The 20,533-nt window shown below is 64.8% G+C and carries 24 protein-coding genes; 7 read left to right on the forward strand and 17 right to left on the reverse strand.

The window, feature by feature from the left end; translation table 11 throughout:
• Positions 1-95: 95 nt before the first annotated feature.
• The 3 genes from CK221_RS14010 to ykgO all read right to left on the reverse strand — a co-directional run bounded on the left by CK221_RS14010 (position 96) and on the right by ykgO (position 2,252).
• Entirely contained in the window at positions 96-1,154 is a 1,059-nt protein-coding gene (locus CK221_RS14010) for an alpha/beta hydrolase (RefSeq protein ID WP_095778127.1), read from the reverse strand.
• Between the two features lie 243 nt (positions 1,155-1,397).
• Entirely contained in the window at positions 1,398-2,015 is a 618-nt protein-coding gene (locus CK221_RS14015; RefSeq protein WP_095778128.1) for a hypothetical protein, read from the reverse strand.
• A gap of 111 nt (positions 2,016-2,126) precedes the next feature.
• On the reverse strand, positions 2,127-2,252 hold the full coding sequence (ykgO, locus tag CK221_RS14020) for a type B 50S ribosomal protein L36 (protein WP_040974291.1): 126 nt from the start codon (positions 2,250-2,252) through the stop codon (positions 2,127-2,129).
• A 335-nt stretch (positions 2,253-2,587) separates the two neighbouring features.
• Between ykgO and CK221_RS14025 the strand changes: the two genes are divergently transcribed.
• Positions 2,588-3,004: a lysozyme inhibitor LprI family protein gene (locus CK221_RS14025; protein ID WP_067002206.1), complete on the forward strand. Its 417-nt coding sequence runs from the start codon at positions 2,588-2,590 to the stop codon at positions 3,002-3,004.
• A 6-nt stretch (positions 3,005-3,010) separates the two neighbouring features.
• On the opposite strand, the gene CK221_RS14030 is transcribed toward CK221_RS14025, so the two are convergent.
• The 8 genes from CK221_RS14030 to CK221_RS14065 all read right to left on the reverse strand — a co-directional run bounded on the left by CK221_RS14030 (position 3,011) and on the right by CK221_RS14065 (position 9,463).
• Positions 3,011-4,087 (reverse strand): 5-(carboxyamino)imidazole ribonucleotide synthase, encoded by a 1,077-nt coding sequence (locus CK221_RS14030; RefSeq protein ID WP_095778129.1) that lies wholly within the window; start codon positions 4,085-4,087, stop codon positions 3,011-3,013.
• On the reverse strand, positions 4,084-4,581 hold the full coding sequence (purE, locus tag CK221_RS14035) for a 5-(carboxyamino)imidazole ribonucleotide mutase (RefSeq protein ID WP_095778130.1): 498 nt from the start codon (positions 4,579-4,581) through the stop codon (positions 4,084-4,086). Before purE ends, CK221_RS14030 begins: the two co-directional genes overlap by 4 nt.
• A gap of 91 nt (positions 4,582-4,672) precedes the next feature.
• Entirely contained in the window at positions 4,673-5,878 is a 1,206-nt protein-coding gene (locus tag CK221_RS14040; protein ID WP_095778131.1) for an aminotransferase class V-fold PLP-dependent enzyme, read from the reverse strand.
• A 17-nt stretch (positions 5,879-5,895) separates the two neighbouring features.
• Positions 5,896-6,357 carry a RidA family protein gene (locus tag CK221_RS14045; protein WP_095778203.1) on the reverse strand — a complete coding sequence of 154 codons (462 nt, stop codon included), beginning with the start codon at positions 6,355-6,357 and terminating at the stop codon, positions 5,896-5,898.
• 37 nt (positions 6,358-6,394) lie between these two features.
• Entirely contained in the window at positions 6,395-7,189 is a 795-nt protein-coding gene (locus tag CK221_RS14050; protein WP_095778132.1) for an amino acid ABC transporter ATP-binding protein, read from the reverse strand.
• Positions 7,190-7,193: 4 nt separating this feature from the next.
• On the reverse strand, positions 7,194-7,844 hold the full coding sequence (locus tag CK221_RS14055; RefSeq protein ID WP_095778133.1) for an amino acid ABC transporter permease: 651 nt from the start codon (positions 7,842-7,844) through the stop codon (positions 7,194-7,196).
• Entirely contained in the window at positions 7,844-8,509 is a 666-nt protein-coding gene (locus CK221_RS14060) for an amino acid ABC transporter permease (RefSeq protein WP_067319366.1), read from the reverse strand. The genes CK221_RS14055 and CK221_RS14060 overlap by 1 nt, the downstream gene beginning before the upstream one ends.
• Before the next feature lie 123 nt (positions 8,510-8,632).
• Positions 8,633-9,463: a transporter substrate-binding domain-containing protein gene (locus CK221_RS14065; protein WP_197504271.1), complete on the reverse strand. Its 831-nt coding sequence runs from the start codon at positions 9,461-9,463 to the stop codon at positions 8,633-8,635.
• A gap of 163 nt (positions 9,464-9,626) precedes the next feature.
• Here CK221_RS14065 and CK221_RS14070 point away from each other — a divergent pair, with 163 nt between their 5' ends.
• A complete protein-coding gene (locus CK221_RS14070) occupies positions 9,627-10,427 on the forward strand; it encodes an IclR family transcriptional regulator (protein WP_095778134.1) in 801 nt (266 codons plus the stop codon).
• A gap of 24 nt (positions 10,428-10,451) precedes the next feature.
• Here the strand turns inward: CK221_RS14070 and CK221_RS14075 are convergent, their stop codons facing one another.
• The gene (locus CK221_RS14075) at positions 10,452-10,655 is read right to left on the reverse strand and encodes a DUF465 domain-containing protein (RefSeq protein ID WP_067001951.1); all 204 of its coding nucleotides are present in this window, start codon (positions 10,653-10,655) and stop codon (positions 10,452-10,454) included.
• 235 nt (positions 10,656-10,890) lie between these two features.
• Here CK221_RS14075 and CK221_RS14080 point away from each other — a divergent pair, with 235 nt between their 5' ends.
• From CK221_RS14080 to CK221_RS14090, 3 genes are all read left to right on the forward strand, one after another.
• A complete protein-coding gene (locus CK221_RS14080) occupies positions 10,891-11,070 on the forward strand; it encodes a YdcH family protein (RefSeq protein ID WP_040998838.1) in 180 nt (59 codons plus the stop codon).
• Positions 11,071-11,323: 253 nt separating this feature from the next.
• Positions 11,324-12,574: a flavodoxin-dependent (E)-4-hydroxy-3-methylbut-2-enyl-diphosphate synthase gene (ispG, locus tag CK221_RS14085; RefSeq protein WP_095778204.1), complete on the forward strand. Its 1,251-nt coding sequence runs from the start codon at positions 11,324-11,326 to the stop codon at positions 12,572-12,574.
• Between the two features lie 3 nt (positions 12,575-12,577).
• Complete coding sequence (locus CK221_RS14090; protein ID WP_095778135.1) at positions 12,578-13,438, forward strand: lytic transglycosylase domain-containing protein; 861 nt, start codon at positions 12,578-12,580, stop codon at positions 13,436-13,438.
• Position 13,439: 1 nt separating this feature from the next.
• Here the strand turns inward: CK221_RS14090 and CK221_RS14095 are convergent, their stop codons facing one another.
• The 5 genes from CK221_RS14095 to CK221_RS14115 form a co-directional block, all read right to left on the reverse strand.
• Positions 13,440-15,770, reverse strand: coding sequence for a response regulator (locus tag CK221_RS14095; protein ID WP_095778136.1), 2,331 nt, complete (start codon positions 15,768-15,770; stop codon positions 13,440-13,442).
• 125 nt (positions 15,771-15,895) lie between these two features.
• Positions 15,896-16,237, reverse strand: a complete 342-nt coding sequence (locus CK221_RS14100; RefSeq protein ID WP_095778137.1) for a hypothetical protein — start codon at positions 16,235-16,237, stop codon at positions 15,896-15,898.
• On the reverse strand, positions 16,234-17,121 hold the full coding sequence (locus CK221_RS14105) for an NAD(P)-dependent oxidoreductase (RefSeq protein WP_095778138.1): 888 nt from the start codon (positions 17,119-17,121) through the stop codon (positions 16,234-16,236). The genes CK221_RS14100 and CK221_RS14105 overlap by 4 nt, the downstream gene beginning before the upstream one ends.
• Entirely contained in the window at positions 17,118-17,654 is a 537-nt protein-coding gene (locus tag CK221_RS14110) for a gluconokinase (RefSeq protein WP_095778139.1), read from the reverse strand. The genes CK221_RS14105 and CK221_RS14110 overlap by 4 nt, the downstream gene beginning before the upstream one ends.
• Positions 17,623-18,378 carry an SDR family oxidoreductase gene (locus CK221_RS14115; RefSeq protein ID WP_095778140.1) on the reverse strand — a complete coding sequence of 252 codons (756 nt, stop codon included), beginning with the start codon at positions 18,376-18,378 and terminating at the stop codon, positions 17,623-17,625. Before CK221_RS14115 ends, CK221_RS14110 begins: the two co-directional genes overlap by 32 nt.
• A gap of 78 nt (positions 18,379-18,456) precedes the next feature.
• Here CK221_RS14115 and CK221_RS14120 point away from each other — a divergent pair, with 78 nt between their 5' ends.
• Together CK221_RS14120 and CK221_RS14125 are read left to right on the forward strand one after the other, a co-directional pair.
• The gene (locus CK221_RS14120) at positions 18,457-19,404 is read left to right on the forward strand and encodes a 2-hydroxyacid dehydrogenase (protein WP_095778141.1); all 948 of its coding nucleotides are present in this window, start codon (positions 18,457-18,459) and stop codon (positions 19,402-19,404) included.
• A 61-nt stretch (positions 19,405-19,465) separates the two neighbouring features.
• Positions 19,466-20,500 carry an L-idonate 5-dehydrogenase gene (locus CK221_RS14125; RefSeq protein ID WP_095778142.1) on the forward strand — a complete coding sequence of 345 codons (1,035 nt, stop codon included), beginning with the start codon at positions 19,466-19,468 and terminating at the stop codon, positions 20,498-20,500.
• The last annotated feature ends 33 nt before the right edge of the window (positions 20,501-20,533 follow it).

A 20,533-nucleotide genomic window follows, 5' to 3' on the forward strand; every position in this document is an offset into this window, starting at 1 on the left:
GGGCCCATGTGGTTAAGTCGCTCCGCTCCGGTTCTGGGAATCCGCTCTGCTCGGCTCGGCCTAATTTGAATCTCGATGCCCTTCCGGTCTCGAGCTTAGCCCGGCGCCAGCTCGGCGTCCGGCACCTTCAGTTCCGGGTACCTGTCAGCGCCTTGCGCGTCGCCGGCGATCCGGCTTTCCACCACACTCGCCATCGACTGCAGGTCGACCGGCGCGCCGGCCGCCTTTTCAATAGCGCCGACGACGAGGTCGGGGGCGATCCAGTCGGGCTTGTGGCCGAGATTTGCGACCCAGACCAGCTCGGCGCCGGGAATGTCGCGTTCGAGGCCGACGGAATGGACCGTGGCATAGACCACCTTGTCGCGATCGCCGGAGATGACCAAGGTCGGCGCCTTGATCTCACGGTACCCAGGCGAGGCCGCGCGCACATAGTCGTAAAGTCGGGCCACATCGCGGGCGTTGGCGCGGAAGGCGGGCGGCCTCAGCACAAGCGGAATGGAAGCCTTGCCGATATAGCCCTTCGGCACATTGTTCGGTGAAAACACGCAGGCCGTGGCATTGCCGATCCGCAGCATGCCAGCGGCGGAAGCAATGGTCTCCGAAAAAAGCCAGCCGACCACCGGAACAGCCGTCAATTTGTAATACCAGGCGGTCGCGCCGCCCGGCCACGGATGGCTGACGGGCGCCAGGAAGACGAGGCCGAGCGTCTTTTGCGGATGCTGGCGCGCGAAGGCGGTGGTGACCGCGCCGCCGAAGGAATGGCCGACGATGATGGCCCTTGCGATGCCGAGCCGATCCATCAGCGCGGCGACAGTGTCGGCCTGCGCCGCCAGCGTTTCGTTGTCGCCGCGCTCGGACCAGCCGAAGCCCGGTCGGTCGAGGAACAGCAGCTCGGCGCGGCCCTCGAGCAGAGGCCTCAGCGGCAGCATCTGGTCCTTGAGATTGGCACTGGCGCCATGGATGAAGACGACAGGCGGCAGACCGGCGCCGGCGGCGGGGACGTGGACATAATGGATGCGGGCACCATCGATGTCGGCGAATGCGCCGATCGGCGGATTGCGACGCTCGATCAGCCAGACGCCGGCGCGGGTAATGCCGGCAAGGGCGATGAGGAAGGCAACGAGGAGGAGGAGCGCGAGGCAGATGAGGTACATGCGGAAAGTACGAGGGCGAGTGGATTTAGTTTAGGAGCACGGTGAGTTTGGCGAGCTGGCGGCCTGCTGCCAGCCCCAATTATTGCCCGCTTCGGTGGAGTATCGCAAACGTTCGGCTTGGCCGGGCTTGTCAAGGTCGTCGTCACCTTGCGCGAAGGCTGCATCGTTCTGCACCACCGTCGCGGCGCGGGAAGTCACGGCATGGTCGTTGGCTCAAGCCCGAGGATGACGAAGAGCTGCCCCTCAAATGCCCTCGCCGGCCAGGTCTTCCGACAGCGTCGAGACCTGGCCCTGGGCGCTGCGCATCATCGGATAGATGGTGAGCACCTTCTGCCAGGCTTCCAGCGCCGACTGCTTGTGGCCGGTCTCGGCCATGATCTGCGCGAGACCCGACAGCGCGCCGAAATGGCGCGGTTCGAGCCGCAGCGTGTGGTCGATGTCCGACATCGACTTTCCATAGTTCTTCATCAGGAAATGCACGGTAGCGCGGCGGTTCCAGCCTTCGGCATAATCGGGCTGCAAGGTCACCACCTGATCGAGGAAATCGAGCGCGACGTCGAATTTCTGGTCTTCCGCCGCCCTTTGCGCCCATCGCATCATCAGGTCGATCGAGGCGCTGCCGGACTGGTTCCACTCATTCCAGATGCGGCCGGCGATGCGTTCGGCGGCCTTCTCGTTGCGCTCGCGTCTGAGATCGGCAAAGAGCTGGTCGAGCCGCCCCTGCCTCGTCGAGGCGACCGGCGGCGGCGTGATGGCGGGCGGCGGCGAAGCGGCGGGCGGCGTGGCCTCATGCTGCGCCGAAGCGGGCAAGGTCGTTCCGGAAAGGACCAGGGCAGTAAAGAACGCAAAAAGAATCCGCATGTCCGGAATCTAGTCCCGGACGGCGGATCGTCAAAATGATTTTAGCGTGAGAGGGCCGGCGAACCGGCAGTCGACATCAGCGGGCGCGGCGCTTAGCGCCGCGCGCAAGTCTCAGCCCTGGCGCGCCTTGTAGCGCGGAGCGGTCTTGTTGATGATGTAGATGCGTCCCTTGCGGCGAACCAGCCGGTTGTCGCGGTGACGCGCCTTGAGCGCCTTGAGCGAGTTCTTGATCTTCATGGTCTTGCCTGTTCGGTCGGGGGCCCGGTCCCGGGCCGAATTTTAAAGGCGCGCCCGAAAAAAGCGCGCCTTGAACTTGCGTGGCTCATAAACGAGGAGCCTTGCCCGTGTCAACCGCAAGCGGGCGGCTCTTATGCCGCAAATGGTGCGCTGATCAAATATTCGCCATAGGGAACGCGCGGCATTGCGCGACTCAGAGGCGGCTGGAATGTTGCGGGCCACGCCAGAGCGGGACATAGGTCCCCTCCGGTTATGTCTATTTGTTTAGCCGCATTTCTGCGACGCCAAGCGATTCCTCTAGGTTGCAGATGCTCTCAGCGAAACGGAGTCTTATCATGCGCCGTCTCTTTCTGCCCGCATGCCTTGTCCTCATCGCGACGGTTCCGGCTGCATGGGCCGAGGACTGCGACCGCAGCGACGACAGCCAGTCGATGATGAATATCTGCGCCAATGCCGATTATCAGGCGGCCGATGCCAAGCTCAACGCCGCCTACAAGGATATTGTCGGCCGCAATGACGAGAAGGCCAACAAGTTGCTGCAGACCGCACAGCGCGCCTGGATCACCTTCCGCGACGCCGAATGCGCCTATTCGACCGCCGACAGCGAGGGCGGTTCCATCCACCCGATGGAGGTTTCGCAATGCCTGACGGAGCTGACCACCGAGCGCACCAAGCAACTCACCTCCGGCCCCAACTGCCAGGAAGGCGATCCGAGCTGCGCCAGCCCGGACGAGGACGAAGACGTGCAGTAGTCGGCGTTAGCGCCGACGCTCAATGCGCGTGAAATGGCCCATCTTGCGCCCGGGTCGGGACTCGGCCTTGCCGTAGAGATGCAGCATCAGGTCGGGCTCGGCGAGCAGCGCCGGAACCTTCAGCATGTCATCGCCGATCAGGTTTTCCATGACACAGTCGGAATGCCGGGCAGGCGAGCCCAGCGGCAGGCCGGCGACGGCGCGGATATGCTGTTCGAACTGCGAGACGATGCAGGCGGCCTCCGTCCAGTGGCCGGAATTGTGGACACGCGGCGCCAGCTCATTGGCTAAAAGCGAACCGTCGGCAAGGACGAAGAACTCGACGCCGATGACGCCGACATAGTCGAGCGCCGCAAGGATTTTTGCTGCCGCTTGCTTCGCCGCCGATGCGGTGTCCGGAGCGATGGCGGCCGGCAATGTCGACGTTCGCAATACGCCTTCGCGATGGATATTCTCGGCCGGATCGTAGGCGGCAACCGAGCCGTCCTGCCCGCGCGCGGCGATCACCGAAATTTCGCGCTCGAAAGCGACCAGCGATTCGAGGATCAGCGGCACATTGCCCATCGCCTCGCAGATACCGGCAAAGCCGCCAGTCTCCATGTTGCGGAAGACGCGCTGGCCTTTGCCGTCATAGCCCATGCGGCGCGTCTTCAGCACGCCGCTGCCGCTGAATTTCTTCAGCGCGGCCGACAGATGGTCGTCAGTATCGACCGGGCAGAATTCGGCTGTGAGAACGCCGATGCCGTTCAGGAAATTCTTCTCGGTCAGACGGTCCTGCGCGACTTCGAGGGCGCGCGCCGGCGGATAGACGGGAACGTGCGCCGCGAGTGTCTGCGCCGCTTGAACCGGGACATTCTCGAATTCGTAAGTGACGACGGCGCCGGCGCCGGCCAGTTCGGCAAGGGCCGCCGGATCGTCATAGGCGGCGACGATCTGCCGGTTGGCGACCTGCGCCGCCGGGCTGTCGGCCTGTGGCTCCAGCACGACCGTGCGGTAGCCAAGGCGAGCGGCGGCCATAGCCAGCATGCGGCCAAGCTGGCCGCCGCCGATGATGCCGATGGTCGATCCCGGGGCCAGGCTCACGGGGTATCTGCCGGTTCGGTGGCGACCTTGGCGGTCTGTGCGGTGCGCCAGGCATCGAGGCGGGCGGCGAGTTTTTCATCGCTCAGCGCCAGGACGGCCGCGGCGAGAAGGGCGGCGTTGGCAGCACCGGCCTTGCCGATGGCTAACGTTCCGACCGGAATGCCGGCCGGCATCTGCACGATGGAGAGCAGCGAATCCTGGCCGGACAACGCCTTGGATTCCACCGGCACGCCGAAGACGGGCAGCGGCGTCATCGCCGCCGTCATGCCGGGCAGGTGCGCCGCGCCGCCGGCGCCGGCGATAATCACCTTGTAGCCGGCCGCCTTGGCGCCCTTGGCGAATTCATAGAGGCGGTCCGGCGTGCGGTGTGCCGAGACGATCAGTTTTTTGTGCGGGATGCCCAGCGCATCCAGCGTTTCCGCCGCCTGGCGCATCGTCGCCCAGTCGGACTGGCTGCCCATGATGATGGCGACGTCGGCACGCTGATCGGTCAAGGTTTTCGCTCCCGGCGGCAAAGGCGCGCCTTAGCGGAATTCGCCGGCAGCCGCAAGGATTGTCGCGGCTGTGGGCCGACGGTGGCGAGGTCTAGTCCGGCCAGCGCAGCGCCCCGGATGAATCCTTGCGCGCCGCTTTCATCGCATCCGCGGGACGCTCCTTCGCGGTCAGAACCGCGCGCAGCCGCTCGGCGACGATCTCGGCCTCGCGGGGATGGAGATTGCAGGGGTCGAGGAAGAAGTGTCCGCGCTCGACCTCATGGTTGCGCACGATGACCGGCGGTGAGCCGGCGGCCAAGGCCGAGGCTAGGCCCGCGGCGGTGAAGCGACTTTCCGACCGCACGAACACCTGCAGGCGGTCGAGCGGGTTGGCGGTTGGGTCGGGCACGATCTCAGCGCCAATGCCCGGAATGCCTTGCAGCGCATCCTTCCACAGATCGAGCGCTGCCTCTTCGCGCCGGCGGATGCCGGTATGGTCGCGCTTTTCCCAGGCGTCGAGCGCCGCCATGGTGCCGGCGATGCTTTCCTTGCCGACCTTCATGGCCCGGGCGACGCCGCGATTCTGCAGATAGGCGGCGCGCACCAGATCCTTGCGGCCGGTGACGATGCCGCTGGTCGGGCCACTCAGGAATTTGTGGCCGCTGTAGACGACGATGTCGGCGCCCTGTGCGAGGAAGGTCCGCAGATCGTATTCCGAAGCGGCATCGACGATCACCGGCACATTCTTGGCGTGGCAGATCTCGCAGAACTCCTCCAGCGAAAGCATGCCGTATTGCACCGTGTGGTGGGCGACGACGTAAAGCGCGGCCGCGGTGCGCTCGTTGATCGCCTCGCGCACGTGGTAATCCTGCGTGACGCTGACGGTGCCCGCCGGAATGACCTTGGCGCCGGCCACGCGGATCGACTGATCGATCGGCGCGCCGTAATTGACGATATGGCCGAGCTGGATGACGACCTCCGATTTCAGCCCTTCGGTGTCGTCGGGCAGCCGTTCGATGGCCAGCAGGTTCGTGCCGGTCATCGCGCCGGCGATCGCCATTGTGATGCCTGAGGCGCAGCAGGCGGTGATGAAGCCGGCCTCGCCGCCGGTGAGACGGGCGACGACTGCGCTCGCGGCGCGCTGCAAATCGTCCATCTCCACCCATTGCGAGGCGATCTCGGCCATGGCGCTGATCGCTTCCGGGACGATGATGGAAGCGCCGAGCGTCGTCATCGTGCCCGAGACGTTGATGATCGGACGGAGTCCCAGCCGCTCGCGGATCGTGGTGTTGGAGCCGTTCTCGGAATAGGTTTTCATGGCAGCAGATCCCAGTGTCAGGCGGCGATCTCGACGACCGCTTCGATTTCGACGGTGATGTTTCCAGGCAGCGAGCCGACGCCAATCGCCGAACGCGCGTGGCCGCCGATCTTGTCGAAGACGTCGGCGAAGAGATCGGAGCAGCCATTGACCACCTTCGGGTGATCGCTGAAGGTCGGCGTCGCATTGACGAAGCCGAGCAGCTTGACGACACGTACGATGCGCCCGAGGTCGCCCGCCGCCGCGTGCATGACGGCAAGCAGGTTGAGGCCGGTGAGCCGGGCATGTTCATAGGCCTGTTCGACGGTGACGTCCTCGCCGACCTTGCCGGTGCAAAGCGTGCCGTCGGCGCGCAGCGGCCCCTGGCCCGAAAGGAAGATCAGCCGGCCGCTCTCGGCATGGGTGACGAAGTTGGCGATGGGCGTCGGCGGCTCGGGCAGCTTCAGGCCGAGTTCGGCGAGCCGGGTGTAAGGCGTCATGGAAGAATGCTCCTTGGATGGCATTTGCCATCCGATGTCAGAATTGCGAGGCGCGGAAGCGCGCCAAAAAAGTCCGCAGGCGCTCGTTCGTAGTCTCCGCGGCAAGCACCTCCTTCGGCGGCCCGACGGCACTGACGCCGCCGTCGGCCATGAAGACGATGCGGCTTGAGGCGTCGCGGGCGAAGGCCATCTCATGCGTCACCATCACCATGGTCATGCCGTCCTCGGCGAGGCTTTTCACCACGGCCAGAACCTCGCCGACGAGTTCCGGATCGAGGGCCGAGGTGATCTCGTCGAGCAGCAGGATCTTCGGCTCCATGGCGACGGCGCGGGCGATGCCGACACGCTGCTGCTGCCCGCCGGAAAGCTCGGCGGGCAGGCTGTCGGCCTTGTGGGCGAGACCGACACGACCCAGCCAGTGGTCGGCGATCGAGCGCGCCTCGCCGCTGCTCTTGCCGCGTACCTTGGTGAGGCCGAGCATGATGTTGCCGGCCGCCGTCAGATGCGGGAACAGGTTGAAGCCCTGGAACACCATGCCCGTCTCGGCGCGCATGGCGGCCAAGTCGCGCTCGCTGCGGCGCTGGCGCGCACCGCCGTCGCGAAAACCGACCTCCTTGCCGTCGATGCGGATCGAGCCGCTGTCGTAGCTTTCGAGGAAGTTGACGCAGCGCAGCAGCGTGGTCTTGCCGCTGCCGGACGGTCCGATGATGGCGACCACCTCGCCCTTCGCCACCTTGAGGCTGACCGAGCGCAGCACCTCGACCGAGCCAAAGGATTTCGAGACCTCGGCGATATCGAGAAGCGCAGGGCTGTTATCGGAAGTGGTGGCCATCGTGCTATTCCCGGATGAAGGCAAAGCGCTGCTCCAGCCGTCGGCTGGCAAGCGAAAGCGCGTAGTTGACGCCGAAATAGAGAAGGGCGCCGAGGATATAGAGCGGCATCGCCTCATAGGTGCGGCCAATGACCTGGTTGATGGCCTGCATCAGATCGGTGATGCCGAGCAGTGAGACCAGCGCGCTGCCCTTGACCGCGTCGGTGACGCCGTTGATCCAAGGCGGCAGGAAGCGGCGGAAGGCCTGCGGGAAAATCACGTAGGTAAGGCGCTGGCGAAAGGTCAGGCCGATCGCCATCGCCGCTTCCGATTGGCCTTTCGGGATCGAGGCGACGGCACCGCGCAGATATTCGACGACCTGCGCGGTCTTGAACAAGGTCAGCGCCAGCACCGCCGCCCAGAAGGACTGGAGATGCACGCCGACGGCCGGCAGGCCGTAATAGACGAAGAAGATCAGCACCAGGATCGGGATGCCGCGGACGGTGTCGCTGAAGATCCGCACCGCCCAGCGCAAGGGTGCGGGCCCGTAGACGAGGCCGACGCCGAAGACCACGCCGGCGATCAGCGACAGCACCACGACCAGCAGCGACACCCAAAGCGTCAGCGCGAAGCCTTCGGCGAGGAACGGCAGGGCGTAAGCGATCTGACCAAGCATCAGCGCGCCGTCCTATACCAGCGCTCGACCAGCCGGAGCGCGAAGAGCAGGGCGTAACCCGTCACCAGATACATCGCCGTCACCACCAGATAGACCTCGACGATGCGGAAGGTGTTGAAGTTGATCCACTGCGCGCCATAGGTCAGCTCGGGCACCGAGATGACGGAAGCGACGGACGTGTCCTTGAACAGCGAGATGAAGGTGTTCGAAAGCGCCGGCAGGGTGATGCGCATCATCGTCGGCAGCCGCACATGGACAAGCCGCTGCCATGGCGTAAGGCCGATCGCCTTGCCGGCATCGATCTGGCCGCGCGGCACGGCTTCGAGGCCGGATCGGAACACTTCGACCAGATAGGCGCCGCTGTAGACGGCAAGCGTGGCGACGAAGGACGTCTGCGCGCTGTAGGCCAGGTCGATGACGGTCGGCAGACCGTAGAAGACCAGATAGACCAAGAGGATCAGCGGCACGTTGCGGATGAATTCGACGTAAGACGCGATAATGCCGCGCACGACGCGCCCGGCCGAGACATACCAGACGGCCAGGACCAGCCCGATGACAATGCCGATGGCGATCGAGATCACCGCAAGCTCGAGGCTGAGCAACAGTCCGCCCCACAGCTTGTCGAAATGGCGCCAGATCAGGTTGAAATTGAGCGTATAGCCCATGCGTCCGTCTCAATGGCCTGTGGTGACAATAAAGAATTCGCCACTGCAGGAACCCGTGTCGAGGAGAACAGGCGGAAGGGCGCTTGTTGCGGCCCTCCGCCGGCTAAAGTCAGACGGGCCTCGTCAGATGACCGGGAAGCCCGGATGGCGCGGCGGCGGTTCCTGGCCGAAATATTCCTTGAAGGCAGCGTCGTAGAGCGCCGTCTCGTGCCCGAACATGGCGATGGTGAAGGTCTGGTTGACGTAGGTCAGCCAGTCGAGGTCGCCCTGCCTGATGGCCGCGCCGTAAAGCATCGAATACCAGCTCTTGCCGGCGTCGAAATATTTGTCCGGGTTGCGCGAGGCGAGCCAGCGCACGGTGGAGAGGTCGACCGCGGCGGCGTCGACGCGCTTGGATTCCAGCGCCTGCAGCACGTTGGCCTGGGTGTCGATCTGCATCACCTGCGCCTGCGGCAGGGCAAAGTGCACCGAGTTTTCGGCATCGACATTCTGCAGGATCGAGATGCGCGTGGCGGAGCCGTTCGCCAGCAGCTTGTCGAAAGTCTTGTTCTCGGAGCCGGGCAGCGTCAGCAGCGCGACGCCTTCGACATAGTAGGGGCGCGAGAAGTGGATCAGCTGCGAGCGCTGCGCCGTCATGGTCATGAACTGAATGGTGATGTCGACCTTGTTGGTGGTCACGTTCGGAATGCGCTGCGCCGGATCCTGCATGACGAATTCGACCTTGGTCGGGTCATCGAAAAGGCCCTTGGCGAGGATGCGCCCCATGGTGATGTCCATGCCGACCAGCTCGCCGGCATCGTTCTCGAAATGCCACGGCGCGTTGGTGCTGCCGGTGCCGACGATCAGCTTGCCGCGATCGAGCGCGGTGCGCAGCACGCTGTCGGACGCGGCTTGCGCGGCGGCCTTCTCGGCGCTGACCGCGGTGAGCGCGCCGGCGGTGGCAAGTCCGGCCATTCCCAATTTCAGAAAATCACGTCTTCCGGATGTGTCGTTCACGGCGACCTCCTTTGGTGGTGTGTTCCCCATGAATACACGCGTCAGCAATCGATATACGATTGTCTCTTACAAGAGACGTATGTATCCTGTACAAGACAGATACTAACACCGGGAAGCGACAATGCAAGATGGCGAAACACTGACCGAGTGGCAGGCCGGAAGTTCGGACGAAGAGAGGCCCGCGAACTCTCGCGAGAAGGGTCTCAACCGCGCGCTGCACATTCTGGAGTTCCTGCATGCCACGCAGCGCGCGATCGGCATCGGCGAGCTGGCCAAGGGGCTCAACGCCCCCCGCTCGACGACTTACACGCTGGTTCGCGAGCTGGTCGGTGCCGGTCTCCTGGAGATGGCCGGCGACGGCAACCGCGTCTATTTCGGCAAGAAGCTTTACCTCTACGGAATGGCCTATATGCGCGGCAACGACCTGCTTAGGCGCGGACGGCAGGAGGTCGACACGCTGTCGCGCGAGACCGGCGAGACCTCGGAGCTGTGCATGCTGCAGAGCGGCCGCTACACGATCGTCCATTCGAGCCCGGGCACCAGGCCGTTCCGCATCAGCTCGGCCACCGGCCTGCAGATCCCGCTGCCTTGGACCGCGTCGGGCCGGCTGCTGCTCGCCGGCCTGGAACGCAGCCGGATCGAGGCGATGATCTCCCAGGACGACCTCGTGCTGCCGGATGGCCGCAAGATCGAGCTCGACGATTTCATCGACGACATCGCAAAAGCCCGCGTCACCGGCTATTGCGTGACGTCGGGCCTTGTCGACGCCTATACCAAATGCTTGGCGGCGCCGGTCTTTTCAGCGCCCGGGAAGATCGAGGCGACGATGTGCCTGGTGGTTCCGATCGACACGTCGGAAGATCGGACAGGCGAGCTGGTCGCGCTGCTGCGTGACCGCGCCGCGCGGCTTTCGATCTCTTAGCCGTCGAGCGTAAGAAGCTGCCGGTCAGGCGATGATGTCGGGGATGATGCGGTCTTCCAGCGCCATCAGCCGGTCCTTCAGCATCAGCTTCTTCTTCTTCATGCGCTGGATCTGCAGCGGGTCGCAACCCATGGCGATCATCGCATTGATGGCGGCGTCGAAATCGGCGTGTTCCTGTTTGAGCCGGGAATATTCGAGGCGTATCTCAGCCTGTTCCTGTTCGGACATTATCTACCGTCTGCGTATGCGTCGCCCAGGGATGGGCCTTTGGGCGGGGCCGGTGGGGTTTGTGACCGGCGCGCCGCTGATATCACATTTCACATTGTCGTGGAATGCTACCACGCGGCATTCGACATCGAGATTGGTTGGTGGCAAACTGTCATCGTGCCGTCACAGTTGCGACCTGCGGTGGACGTGCCTGAGACGGCTGCAATCGAGGAATCCATGAAAGGGAGAACCAATCATGTCTCTTGCATCCCATCTTGATGAGCTGCAGCGGAAGCACGGCGACATCGAGCGCGAGCTTATCGACGCGATGAATCATCCTTCGGTAGACGACCTCGAGATCGCCACTCTCAAGCGGCGCAAGCTGGCAATCAAGGACGAGATTGAAAAGCTGAAGGCGAAACCGACGGCACACTGAAACTCCTCTAGGCAACATAACCGCACCCGTCGGGTGCAACCCAACCGGTGGCAAGAATGCCGCCGGTCTGGCGAGTTTACGCTGAATTTCCTGACTCTTCCTGGAATGCAACCGCAGCCCGATGTGGGCTGCTGAACCGCACGGCCGCCAACCAAGCGCAGCCGATTTGCGGACCGTGGCTGTCACCGGCCATTGACAAGCCATCTTTGCTCCGCCACCTCATGCCCGGAACTTCCAGATGAAGGCGGCCGGCATGACCGGATATTTTTCTTCTCCTTTCCCGCGCCGCGCATCGGTCGGCGTCGATGTCGGCGGCGTGATGGTCGGCGGCGGCGCGCCGGTCGTCGTGCAGTCGATGACCAACACCGATACCGCCGACATCGATCAGACCGTTGCCCAGGTGGCGGCGCTGCATCGCACCGGCTCGGAGATCGTGCGCATCACCGTCGACCGCGACGAGAGCGCCGCCGCCGTGCCGCGCATCCGTGATCGGCTGGCACGGCTCGGCGTCAACGTGCCGCTGGTCGGCGACTTCCACTATATCGGCCACAAGCTGCTCGCCGATCACCCGGCCTGCGCCGAGGCGCTGGCGAAATACCGCATCAACCCCGGTAATGTCGGCTTCAAGGAAAAGAAGGACCGCCAGTTCGCAGCGATCGTCGAGATGGCGATCAGATACGACAAGCCGGTGCGGATCGGCGTCAACTGGGGCTCGCTCGACCAGGAGCTCTTGACCCGGCTGATGGATGATAACCAGGCCCAGGGCTCGCCGCTCACCGCCCAGGAAGTCACCCGCGAGGCGATCGTGCAGTCGGCGATCCTGTCGGCGGAGATGGCGGAAGAGATCGGGCTCGGCCGCGACAAGATCATCCTGTCGGCCAAGGTCAGCGGCGTCCAGGATCTGATCGCCGTCTATACCGAGCTTGCGACCCGCTCCAACCATGCGCTGCATCTCGGGCTGACCGAGGCCGGCATGGGCACCAAGGGCATCGTCGCTTCCTCAGCTGCCATGGGTATCCTTCTGCAGCAGGGCATCGGCGACACGATCCGCATCTCGCTGACGCCGGAGCCGAACGGCGACCGCACGCGCGAGGTGCAGGTGTCGCAGGAACTTTTGCAGACGATGGGCTTCCGGCAGTTCGTGCCGATCGTCGCGGCCTGCCCCGGCTGCGGCCGCACGACCTCCACCGTCTTCCAGGAGCTGGCCCAGAGCATCCAGGCCGACATCCGCAAGAAAATGCCGGTGTGGCGCGAGAAATATCCGGGCGTCGAGAACCTGAAGGTCGCGGTGATGGGCTGCATCGTCAACGGCCCCGGCGAATCCAAGCATGCCGATATCGGCATATCTTTGCCCGGAACCGGCGAGACGCCGACAGCGCCGGTGTTCATCGACGGCAAGAAGGCGGCGACGCTGCGTGGCCCCTCGATCGCGCAGGATTTCGAAAAGATGGTCGCCGACTATATCGAGCAGCGGTACGGACACGGCAAAGCCGCCGCGGAATGAGCCATGCAGCGCTTGCTCAGGACGGCACTGATCCTGATTTGCGCGCTGATCCCTGCCGGTCAGGCATTGGCCGATCCGCCGCAGTCGCGATCGGCCGAAAAACGGCTGATCAATCGCGTCTGTGACCTGATCGAAACTCAGGCCGAGCAAAATGGCCTGCCCAAGGATTTCTTCGCCCGGCTGATCTGGAAGGAGAGCCGCTTCGATCCCAATGCGGTGAGTCCCGTGGGCGCCGAAGGCATCGCGCAGTTCATGCCGGGCACGGCCAAGCTGCGCGGGCTTGCCGATCCCTTCGACATCGGGCAGGCGATCCCCGCCTCGGCCAAGTATCTTGCCGAGATGAAGGCGGGCTACGGCAATCTCGGCCTCGCGGCTGCCGCCTACAATGCGGGCGAGAACCGCGTATCGCGCTGGCTGTCCTCCGGCGGCTTCCTGCCGATGGAGACCGAAAGCTATGTCTTCGACATCATGGGCGAGCCGGTCGACAAGTTCTCGGACACCGCCTATGCCGGCACGATCCGGCCGCTCGATCCGAAGATGAGCTTCGCGGTCGCCTGCCGCAGGCTGCCGGTGATCATGTCGCGGACCGTCGCCATGGCCTCGATCAACGTCAAGCCGTGGCGCGTCCAGGTGGCCGGCAATTTCCGCCGCTCCGCCGCAATCAGCCAGTGGTTGCGGGTTCGCGGCCGATTCCCTTCCCTGCTTGGCAGCCATGATCCTGTGGTCAGCCGCGTGCGCACGCCGATCGGCCGGCGCGGCATCTATGCGGTCAGGATCGGTGCCGACTCGCGCGCCGAGGCCAACGGCATCTGCAATAAGCTGCAAAGCGTCGGCGGGGCGTGCCTGGTTATGCGAAACCGGTAGCTCAAGCCGTCTTCGCCGCCACCGTCTCGCTGAGCCAGGTGCCGATCTTGGCGCCGAGTCGGTCGGGAGAGACCGGCTTCGGCAGGTAGTCGTCCATGCCGGCCTCCATGCATTTTTCGCGGTCGCCCTTCAGCGCATGCGCGGTGACGCCGATGATCGGCGTATGGCTGCCGCTCTGCCCTTCGATGGCGCGGATGGCGCGCGTCGCCTCGTAACCGTTCATCTCAGGCATGGAGACGTCCATCAGCACCAGCCTCGGGCGCAGCGAGCGGTACATCTCAACCGCGGTGCGGCCATTGCCGGCAATGCGATAGCTGAGGCCGAGGCCGTTGAGGATCTGGCCGAAGACCAATTGGTTCACGTCATTGTCCTCGGCGATCAGGATATCGATCGGACCGCTCGGCGCCGCCGCCGGTTCGGGCGAGAGGACCGGAACGGCTGGACCACGGATGACGGTGAAGGGCGGCGGAGCCGACTGGACGACGACCGGCTCGCGCACGAAATGCGCCTTGCCGCCTTGCGTGCGCGCCTTCTGGATGGCGGAGATCACGGTGCCGAGCAGCACCGCCGAACGCGCCGGCTTGGTGAGATGCGCGACGATGCCGAAATCGATCACCAGTCGGCCGAAATCGACCTGGTCGACCGAAGTGAGCAGCACGACCGGAATGGAAGACAGGCGGCTGTCGGCGGCGATCGTCTTGGCGACATCGGCGCCGTTCATGCCGGGCATCTGGTAGTCAAGGATGATGCAGTCGACCGAAGCGCCGAGCTGGCAGGCGCGGTCGAGAAAGGCGAGGCCGACGGCGCCGCTTTCGGCCGCGGCGCAGTCGAAGCTCCAGCTGCGCAGCTGCTCGAGCAGGATCTCGCGATTGACCGGGTTGTCGTCGATGACCAGGACGCGGGCGCCGGTGACGTCGACCGGCACGATCTCGTCGCGCGCTTGCTGATTGTGTGCCGGCAGCGGTACGGCGAACCAGAAGACCGAGCCGCGGCCGATCTCGCTTTCAACGCCGATCTTGCCGCCCATCAGGTCGACGAGGCGGGCGGAGATGGCAAGGCCGAGCCCGGTGCCTTCGTGACGACGGGTGGACGAGCCGTCGACCTGGGCGAATTTCTCGAACACGCTCTGCAGCTTCTCGGCGGGGATGCCGATGCCGGTGTCCTCGACGCGGACCTTGAGCTGGACGGTTCCGTCGATCACATCGCCGCCGACATCGATCAGCACATGCCCCTTCTCGGTGAACTTCACCGCATTGCCGAGCAGGTTGGTAACGATCTGGCGGAAACGGCCGGCGTCGCCGACGACGAAGCCAGGTAGGCGCGGGTCGACGCGCACGATGAGCTCGAGGTTCTTTTCGGCAACGCGGGCCGAGACCAGGGTGGCCACGTCCTCGACCGCTTCGGCCAGGCGGAACGGGGCGGGGTCGAGCGTCAGCTGGCCGGCATTGATCTTCGAGAAATCGAGAATGTCGTTGATGATGGTGAGCAGCGCGTTGCCGGATTTGACGATGACGTCGGTGAAGGTCTTCTGGCGCGGCGTCAGCTCGGTCTTGGCGAGAAGCTCGGCCATGCCGAGCACGCCGTTCATCGGCGTGCGGATCTCATGGCTCATATTGGCGAGGAATTCCGACTTGGCCCGGTCGGCCGCCTCGGCCTTGAACAACGATGCTGCGGTTTCGGCGAAGGCGCGGCGGATCGCGTTCTCCATCGGCCGGAAGATCAGAACCGCGGCGATGGCGATGACGGCGATCAGCAGACCGCTCGCCCATAGGAGCAGCCGGTCGCTGGCGGCATCGGCGAGGCGCCGCTCGTCATCGAGCGCGGTGCGCACGCGAACCAGCATCGGCTGGGCGAAAAGATCGTTCTGGTTGCGGATCTCGCGGTAGCTCCATTCGTCGACTGTCTGGGCCACCGACATCAGGTTGAAATTGCGCACCATGTCGCGCGCCGACCAGAACAGATCGTCGTTCACCGAAGCGGATTCGAGCGCATTGAGCGTATTCTTCGACAGCCGCGGCCTGATCGCCGCGAGCTGCGCGTTCAGGATTTCGATCTCGCCCATCAGCCGTTCGGAATGGCCGCGCGCGGCTGCGGTCAGCCCATCGCGGGTCTCGGCCCGCCACACGGTTCCGGTCGTCTCGGCGAAATTGGTGGCGTTGCGCAGGTCGCGCGAGAAGATGACGAAATTGGCGCTCAAGGCATCGACCTCGTGGCGGTATGAGTTCACGCGGTTGAGCGCGAACATGACGGCCGCCGAGGCCAGGGCAAAGACGAGCAATCCCGAAATATAGCGGACCCGGATCGACCGGATGAAGGAGGAATACTCCGGCATGCGTAACCCCAACCCAAACGCACAATTTTAACAGTCGGGATTACGCTTGATTTACATTAAGATTTCGTTGGTGCGGCTGCCTGTCTTGCCTGCGCATTTAGGGCTCAGGGGCAGATTTAAGCACGTCAATCCGTCGACAGGGAAAACTCGTTTGCGATGGTGACGTGGTGGTGAATGCGTCCCTCGAAATATTTGCCCAGAACAGCCTCGGTCGCGGCGCGAGATTCCGCGCGGGCGGGGCTCGCGAGCGCGGCCTCGACCGCGGCCATGTCGCGATAGTTGATTGCCAGGATCATCGGGAATTCCGGCGCGCCGTCGTCGCGCTTCTCGGCAAAGCTGACGCGTACGTCTAGCGCGCCCGGGAAAGCCTTCCACTTCGGCAGGACGGTTCTGATCACATCCTCGCGGAAGGCTTCGGTTTGGCCGTCCTTCACCTTGCCTTCAAACAGCGCATAGCGTGTGATCATGCTGCGGGCTCCTCATCCTTGCGTCGGAAAAATTCCATCAAAGCGGCCTGGTCCTCGCCACCCAGTCCGGCGGCCGTCAACAGCCGGTGCACTTCGGCGCAGACGGCCGTCAGCGGCATTGCGGTGTGCGTGCGCCGCGCCAGGTCCTGCGCAGCGTTGAGGTCCTTGACCATATTGTCGATGCGGCCGGTGCGCCGGTAGTCGAGGGTCGCAAAACGCGGCAGGTATTCCTGCAGAATGGCGCTGTCGGCGCGGCCGCCTTTCAGCGCCTGCGGGATCTTGAGAGCGTCCACGCCGGCATCGAGCGCCAGCCGGGTCGCTTCCGCCACAGCCATGAAGTTCAGGGCGCAGAGCACCTGGTTGATCAGCTTCGTCGTCTGCCCCGCACCGGCCGGGCCCATATGCGTATAGTTGCTGGCGACGTGGTGGAGCACCTTGTGCGCGTCCGCCACATCTTCCGCCTTGCCGCCGGCCATCAGCGTCAGCTCGCCGACGAGGGCTTTCGGCGCCCCGCCCGAGAGCGGGGAGTCGACCCAGCGCAGACTCTTTTCGGCGGCGTCCGCCGCCAGCTGGCGTGTCGCGTCGGGGTCGATAGACGACATGTCGATGATCAGCGTGCCGGGCTTCGCGCCAGCGGCGACGCCGCCATCGCCGAACACGGCGCGGCGCACGATCGCAGCGGAATTGAGGCTGAGGATGACGAAGTCGGCCGCTGCGGCGGCCGCGGCCGCGCTGGCCGCGGCGCTGGCGCCCTTCGCAACCAGCGCTTGCACCTTGGCCGTGTCGAGATCGAACACGAAGAGCCGGTTGCCGGTAGCGAGCAGGCGTTCGCCGATCGCTCCGCCCATGGCACCGGCACCGATTAGCGCGACTATGTTGGTCATGACGGTCGCTCCTCAAATCTGGACGTTATATCCGCGACAATCTTTTCTAGCGGTGCGTCGATCGTAACCGCGATCGCATTCTCGTCCTTGCCTGGCACTTCCAGCGTCGCGAACTGGCTGTCGAGCAGGCTGGTCGGCATGAAATGGCCGGTGCGCTCGCTCATGCGCCGGGAAATCAGTTCACGCGAACCATCGAGATAGATGAACAGCACCGGCGCGCGGGCCTGCTCGGTGATGAAATCGCGATAGGCGCGCTTCAGCGCCGAACAACCGACGATGACCGGTGCGGGCTGCAGCCTCAGCGTTCCGCCGACTTTCGCCAGCCATGGCCACCTGTCGGCGTCGTCAAGCGGAATGCCTGCGCTCATCTTGGCGGTGTTGGCTTCAGGGTGCAGCTTGTCGCCATCCACATACGTCGCGTGGATCGCACGGGCCAGCGCCTCGCCCACCGTCGTCTTGCCCGAACCGGTGACGCCCATGACGACCATGCGCGGCGGCAGGTCAGATCGAAGCTGTGATGCCGCCATCGACATAGAGGACATGTCCGTTGACAAAGGAAGAGGCGTCGGACGCCAGGAAGACGCAGGCGCCGACCAGTTCTTCGACCTTGCCCCAGCGGCCAGCCGGCGTGCGCTTTTCAAGCCAGGCGCTGAAGGCCGGGTCGGCGACAAGGGCCGCATTGAGCGGCGTGTCGAAATAACCGGGCGCGATGGCGTTGCATTGCAGGCCGTGCCTGGCCCAGTCGGTCGCCATGCCCTTGGTGAGATTGCCGACCGCGCCCTTGGTCGCCGTGTAGGGCGCGATCCCCGGCCGGGCGAGCGCGGTCTGCACGCTGGCGATGTTGATGATCTTGCCGCGGCCGCGCCGGATCATGTGGCGCGCCACAGCCTGGCCGACATGGAAGACGCTGGCGACGTTGGTCTGCAGCAGGCGCTCGAACGCGTCGGCGGGAAAGTCCTCGAGCGGCGTACGGAACTGCATGCCGGCATTGTTGACCAGAATGTCTATCGCTCCGTGAGCCTGCTCGAACGCATCGATGGCGGCGCGTACCGCATCATGGTCGGTTGCATCGAAGGCCAGCGTCACAGCACCGGGGATTTGCGCGGCCGCAACGGCGAGTTTTGCCTCGTCGCGGCCGTTGAGGACCACTTTGGCCCCGGCACCGGCGAGCCCTTTTGCCAAGGCAAGGCCGATGCCTTGCGAGGAGCCGGTGACGAGCGCGGTGCGCCCGGTGAGATCGAACAAGGTGGACGACATTTTCTCGATTGCCTCTCGTCGCTGACCGTTTTATGTTATCGATAACATCAGCTGTCAAGTCAAGTGGAGCGAAAACCGATGCAGCGGCCCCATATCCTTCAGGTTGGACCTTATCCCGCGTGGGACGAGGTGCCGCTCAACGAAGCCTTCGTGGTGCATCGTTATTTCGCGGCCGAGGACAAGCCGTCCTTCCTCGCCGAGGTCGGGCCGCAGGTCCGCGCCATCGCCACCCGCGGCGAACTCGGCGCGAACCGCGCCATGATCGAGGCGTGCCCGGCACTCGAGGTCGTCTCGGTCTACGGCGTCGGCTTCGACGCGGTCGATCTGTCGGCGTGCCGAGAGCGCGGCGTGCGGGTCACCAATACGCCTGATGTGTTGACCAACGACGTCGCCGATCTCGGCATCGCCATGATGCTGTGCCTGTCGCGCGGCATGATCGGCGCCGAGCGCTGGGTGCGCGATGGCAGCTGGGCCTCTAAGGGCCTTTACCCGCTGAAGCGCCGAGTCTGGGGCCGGCGGGCCGGCGTGCTCGGCCTCGGCCGCATCGGCTATGAGGTGGCCAAGCGTCTGGCCGGCTTCGGCATGGACATCGCCTACAGCGACGTCGCGCCCAAGGATTTCGCCGCGGACTGGGAGTTCGTCGCCAATCCCGTCGCCCTGGCCGGCCGTTCGGATTTCCTGTTCGTGACGCTCGCGGCGTCGGCCGCGACACGCCACATCGTCAATGGCGAGGTGATCGCGGCGCTTGGCGAGGACGGCATGCTGATCAACATTTCGCGCGCCTCCAATATCGACGAGGAGGCGCTGCTCGATGCGCTCGAGAAGAAGGCGCTCGGGTCTGCCGCGCTCGACGTTTTCGAGGGCGAGCCGAAGCTCAATCCGCGGTTCCTGGCGCTCGACAACGTCCTTTTGCAGCCGCACCATGCGTCGGGCACCATCGAGACACGCAAGGCGATGGGCAAGCTGGTACGCGACAACCTTGCCGCCCATTTTGCCGGCCAGCCGTTGCTGACGCCGGTGCTGTGAAATTGTTTTACGCAAGTGTTCACGAAAAGCCTGCCTGCACAGTCCGAGGAGTTCGCCTGCCATGAAGTCGATCGTCATCCACGCCGCCAAAGACCTGCGCATCGAGGACCGTCCGGTCGAGGAGCCGGGGCCGGGCCAGGTGCTGTTGCGTCTCGCCGCCGGCGGCATCTGCGGCAGCGACCTGCACTACTACAATCACGGCGGCTTCGGAACGGTGCGCCTGAAGGAGCCGATGATCCTCGGCCACGAAGTCTCCGGCGTGATCGAGAGCCTCGGGCCGGGAGTGAGTGGACTGCAGACGGGACAGCTTGTCGCCGTGTCTCCGTCGCGGCCCTGCTACAGCTGCCGCTATTGCCGCGAGGGCATGCACAACCAGTGCCTCAACATGCGCTTCTACGGCAGCGCCATGCCGTTCCCGCATATCCAGGGCGCGTTTCGTGAAATGCTGGTGGCGGACGCGATTCAGTGCGTCCCGGCCGATGGGCTGACCGCCGGCGAGGCGGCGATGGCCGAACCGCTGGCGGTCTGTCTGCACGCGACGCGCCGGGCCGGAGAGATGCTGGGCAAGCGCGTGCTGGTCACAGGCTGCGGGCCGATCGGCCTGCTGTCGATCATCAGCGCGCGCCGCGCGGGTGCCGCCGAGATCGTCGCCGTCGACATCGCCGATTTCACGCTGTCGATGGCCATGCGCGCCGGCGCCGACAAGACCATCAACACCCGAAGCGAGCCGGAAGGATTGGCGCCCTACCTTGCCGACAAGGGAACGTTCGACATCCTCTACGAATGTTCGGGCGCGGCGGCGGCGCTGGCGCAAGGCATCGCGGCGCTGCGTCCGCGCGGCACCATCGTCCAGCTCGGCCTCGGCGGCGCCGAGATGGCACTGCCGATGTCGACGGTGACCGCCAAGGAACTGTCGATCAACGGCTCGTTCCGCTTCCATCCCGAATTCGCCGTCGGCGTCGAGCTGATGCGCAAGGGGCTCATCGACGTGAAGCCGCTGATCACCCACTCGGTGCCGGTCGACGAAGCACTTTCCGGCTTCGAGCTCGCCAACGACCGCGGCCAGGCGATGAAGGTCCAGATCGCGTTTGCGTGAGCCGCAACGGCGCGTTGCATTCCGCCGTGATAT

It is taken from the genome of Mesorhizobium sp. WSM3868 (assembly GCF_002294785.1).
GTDB lineage: Bacteria > Pseudomonadota > Alphaproteobacteria > Rhizobiales > Rhizobiaceae > Mesorhizobium.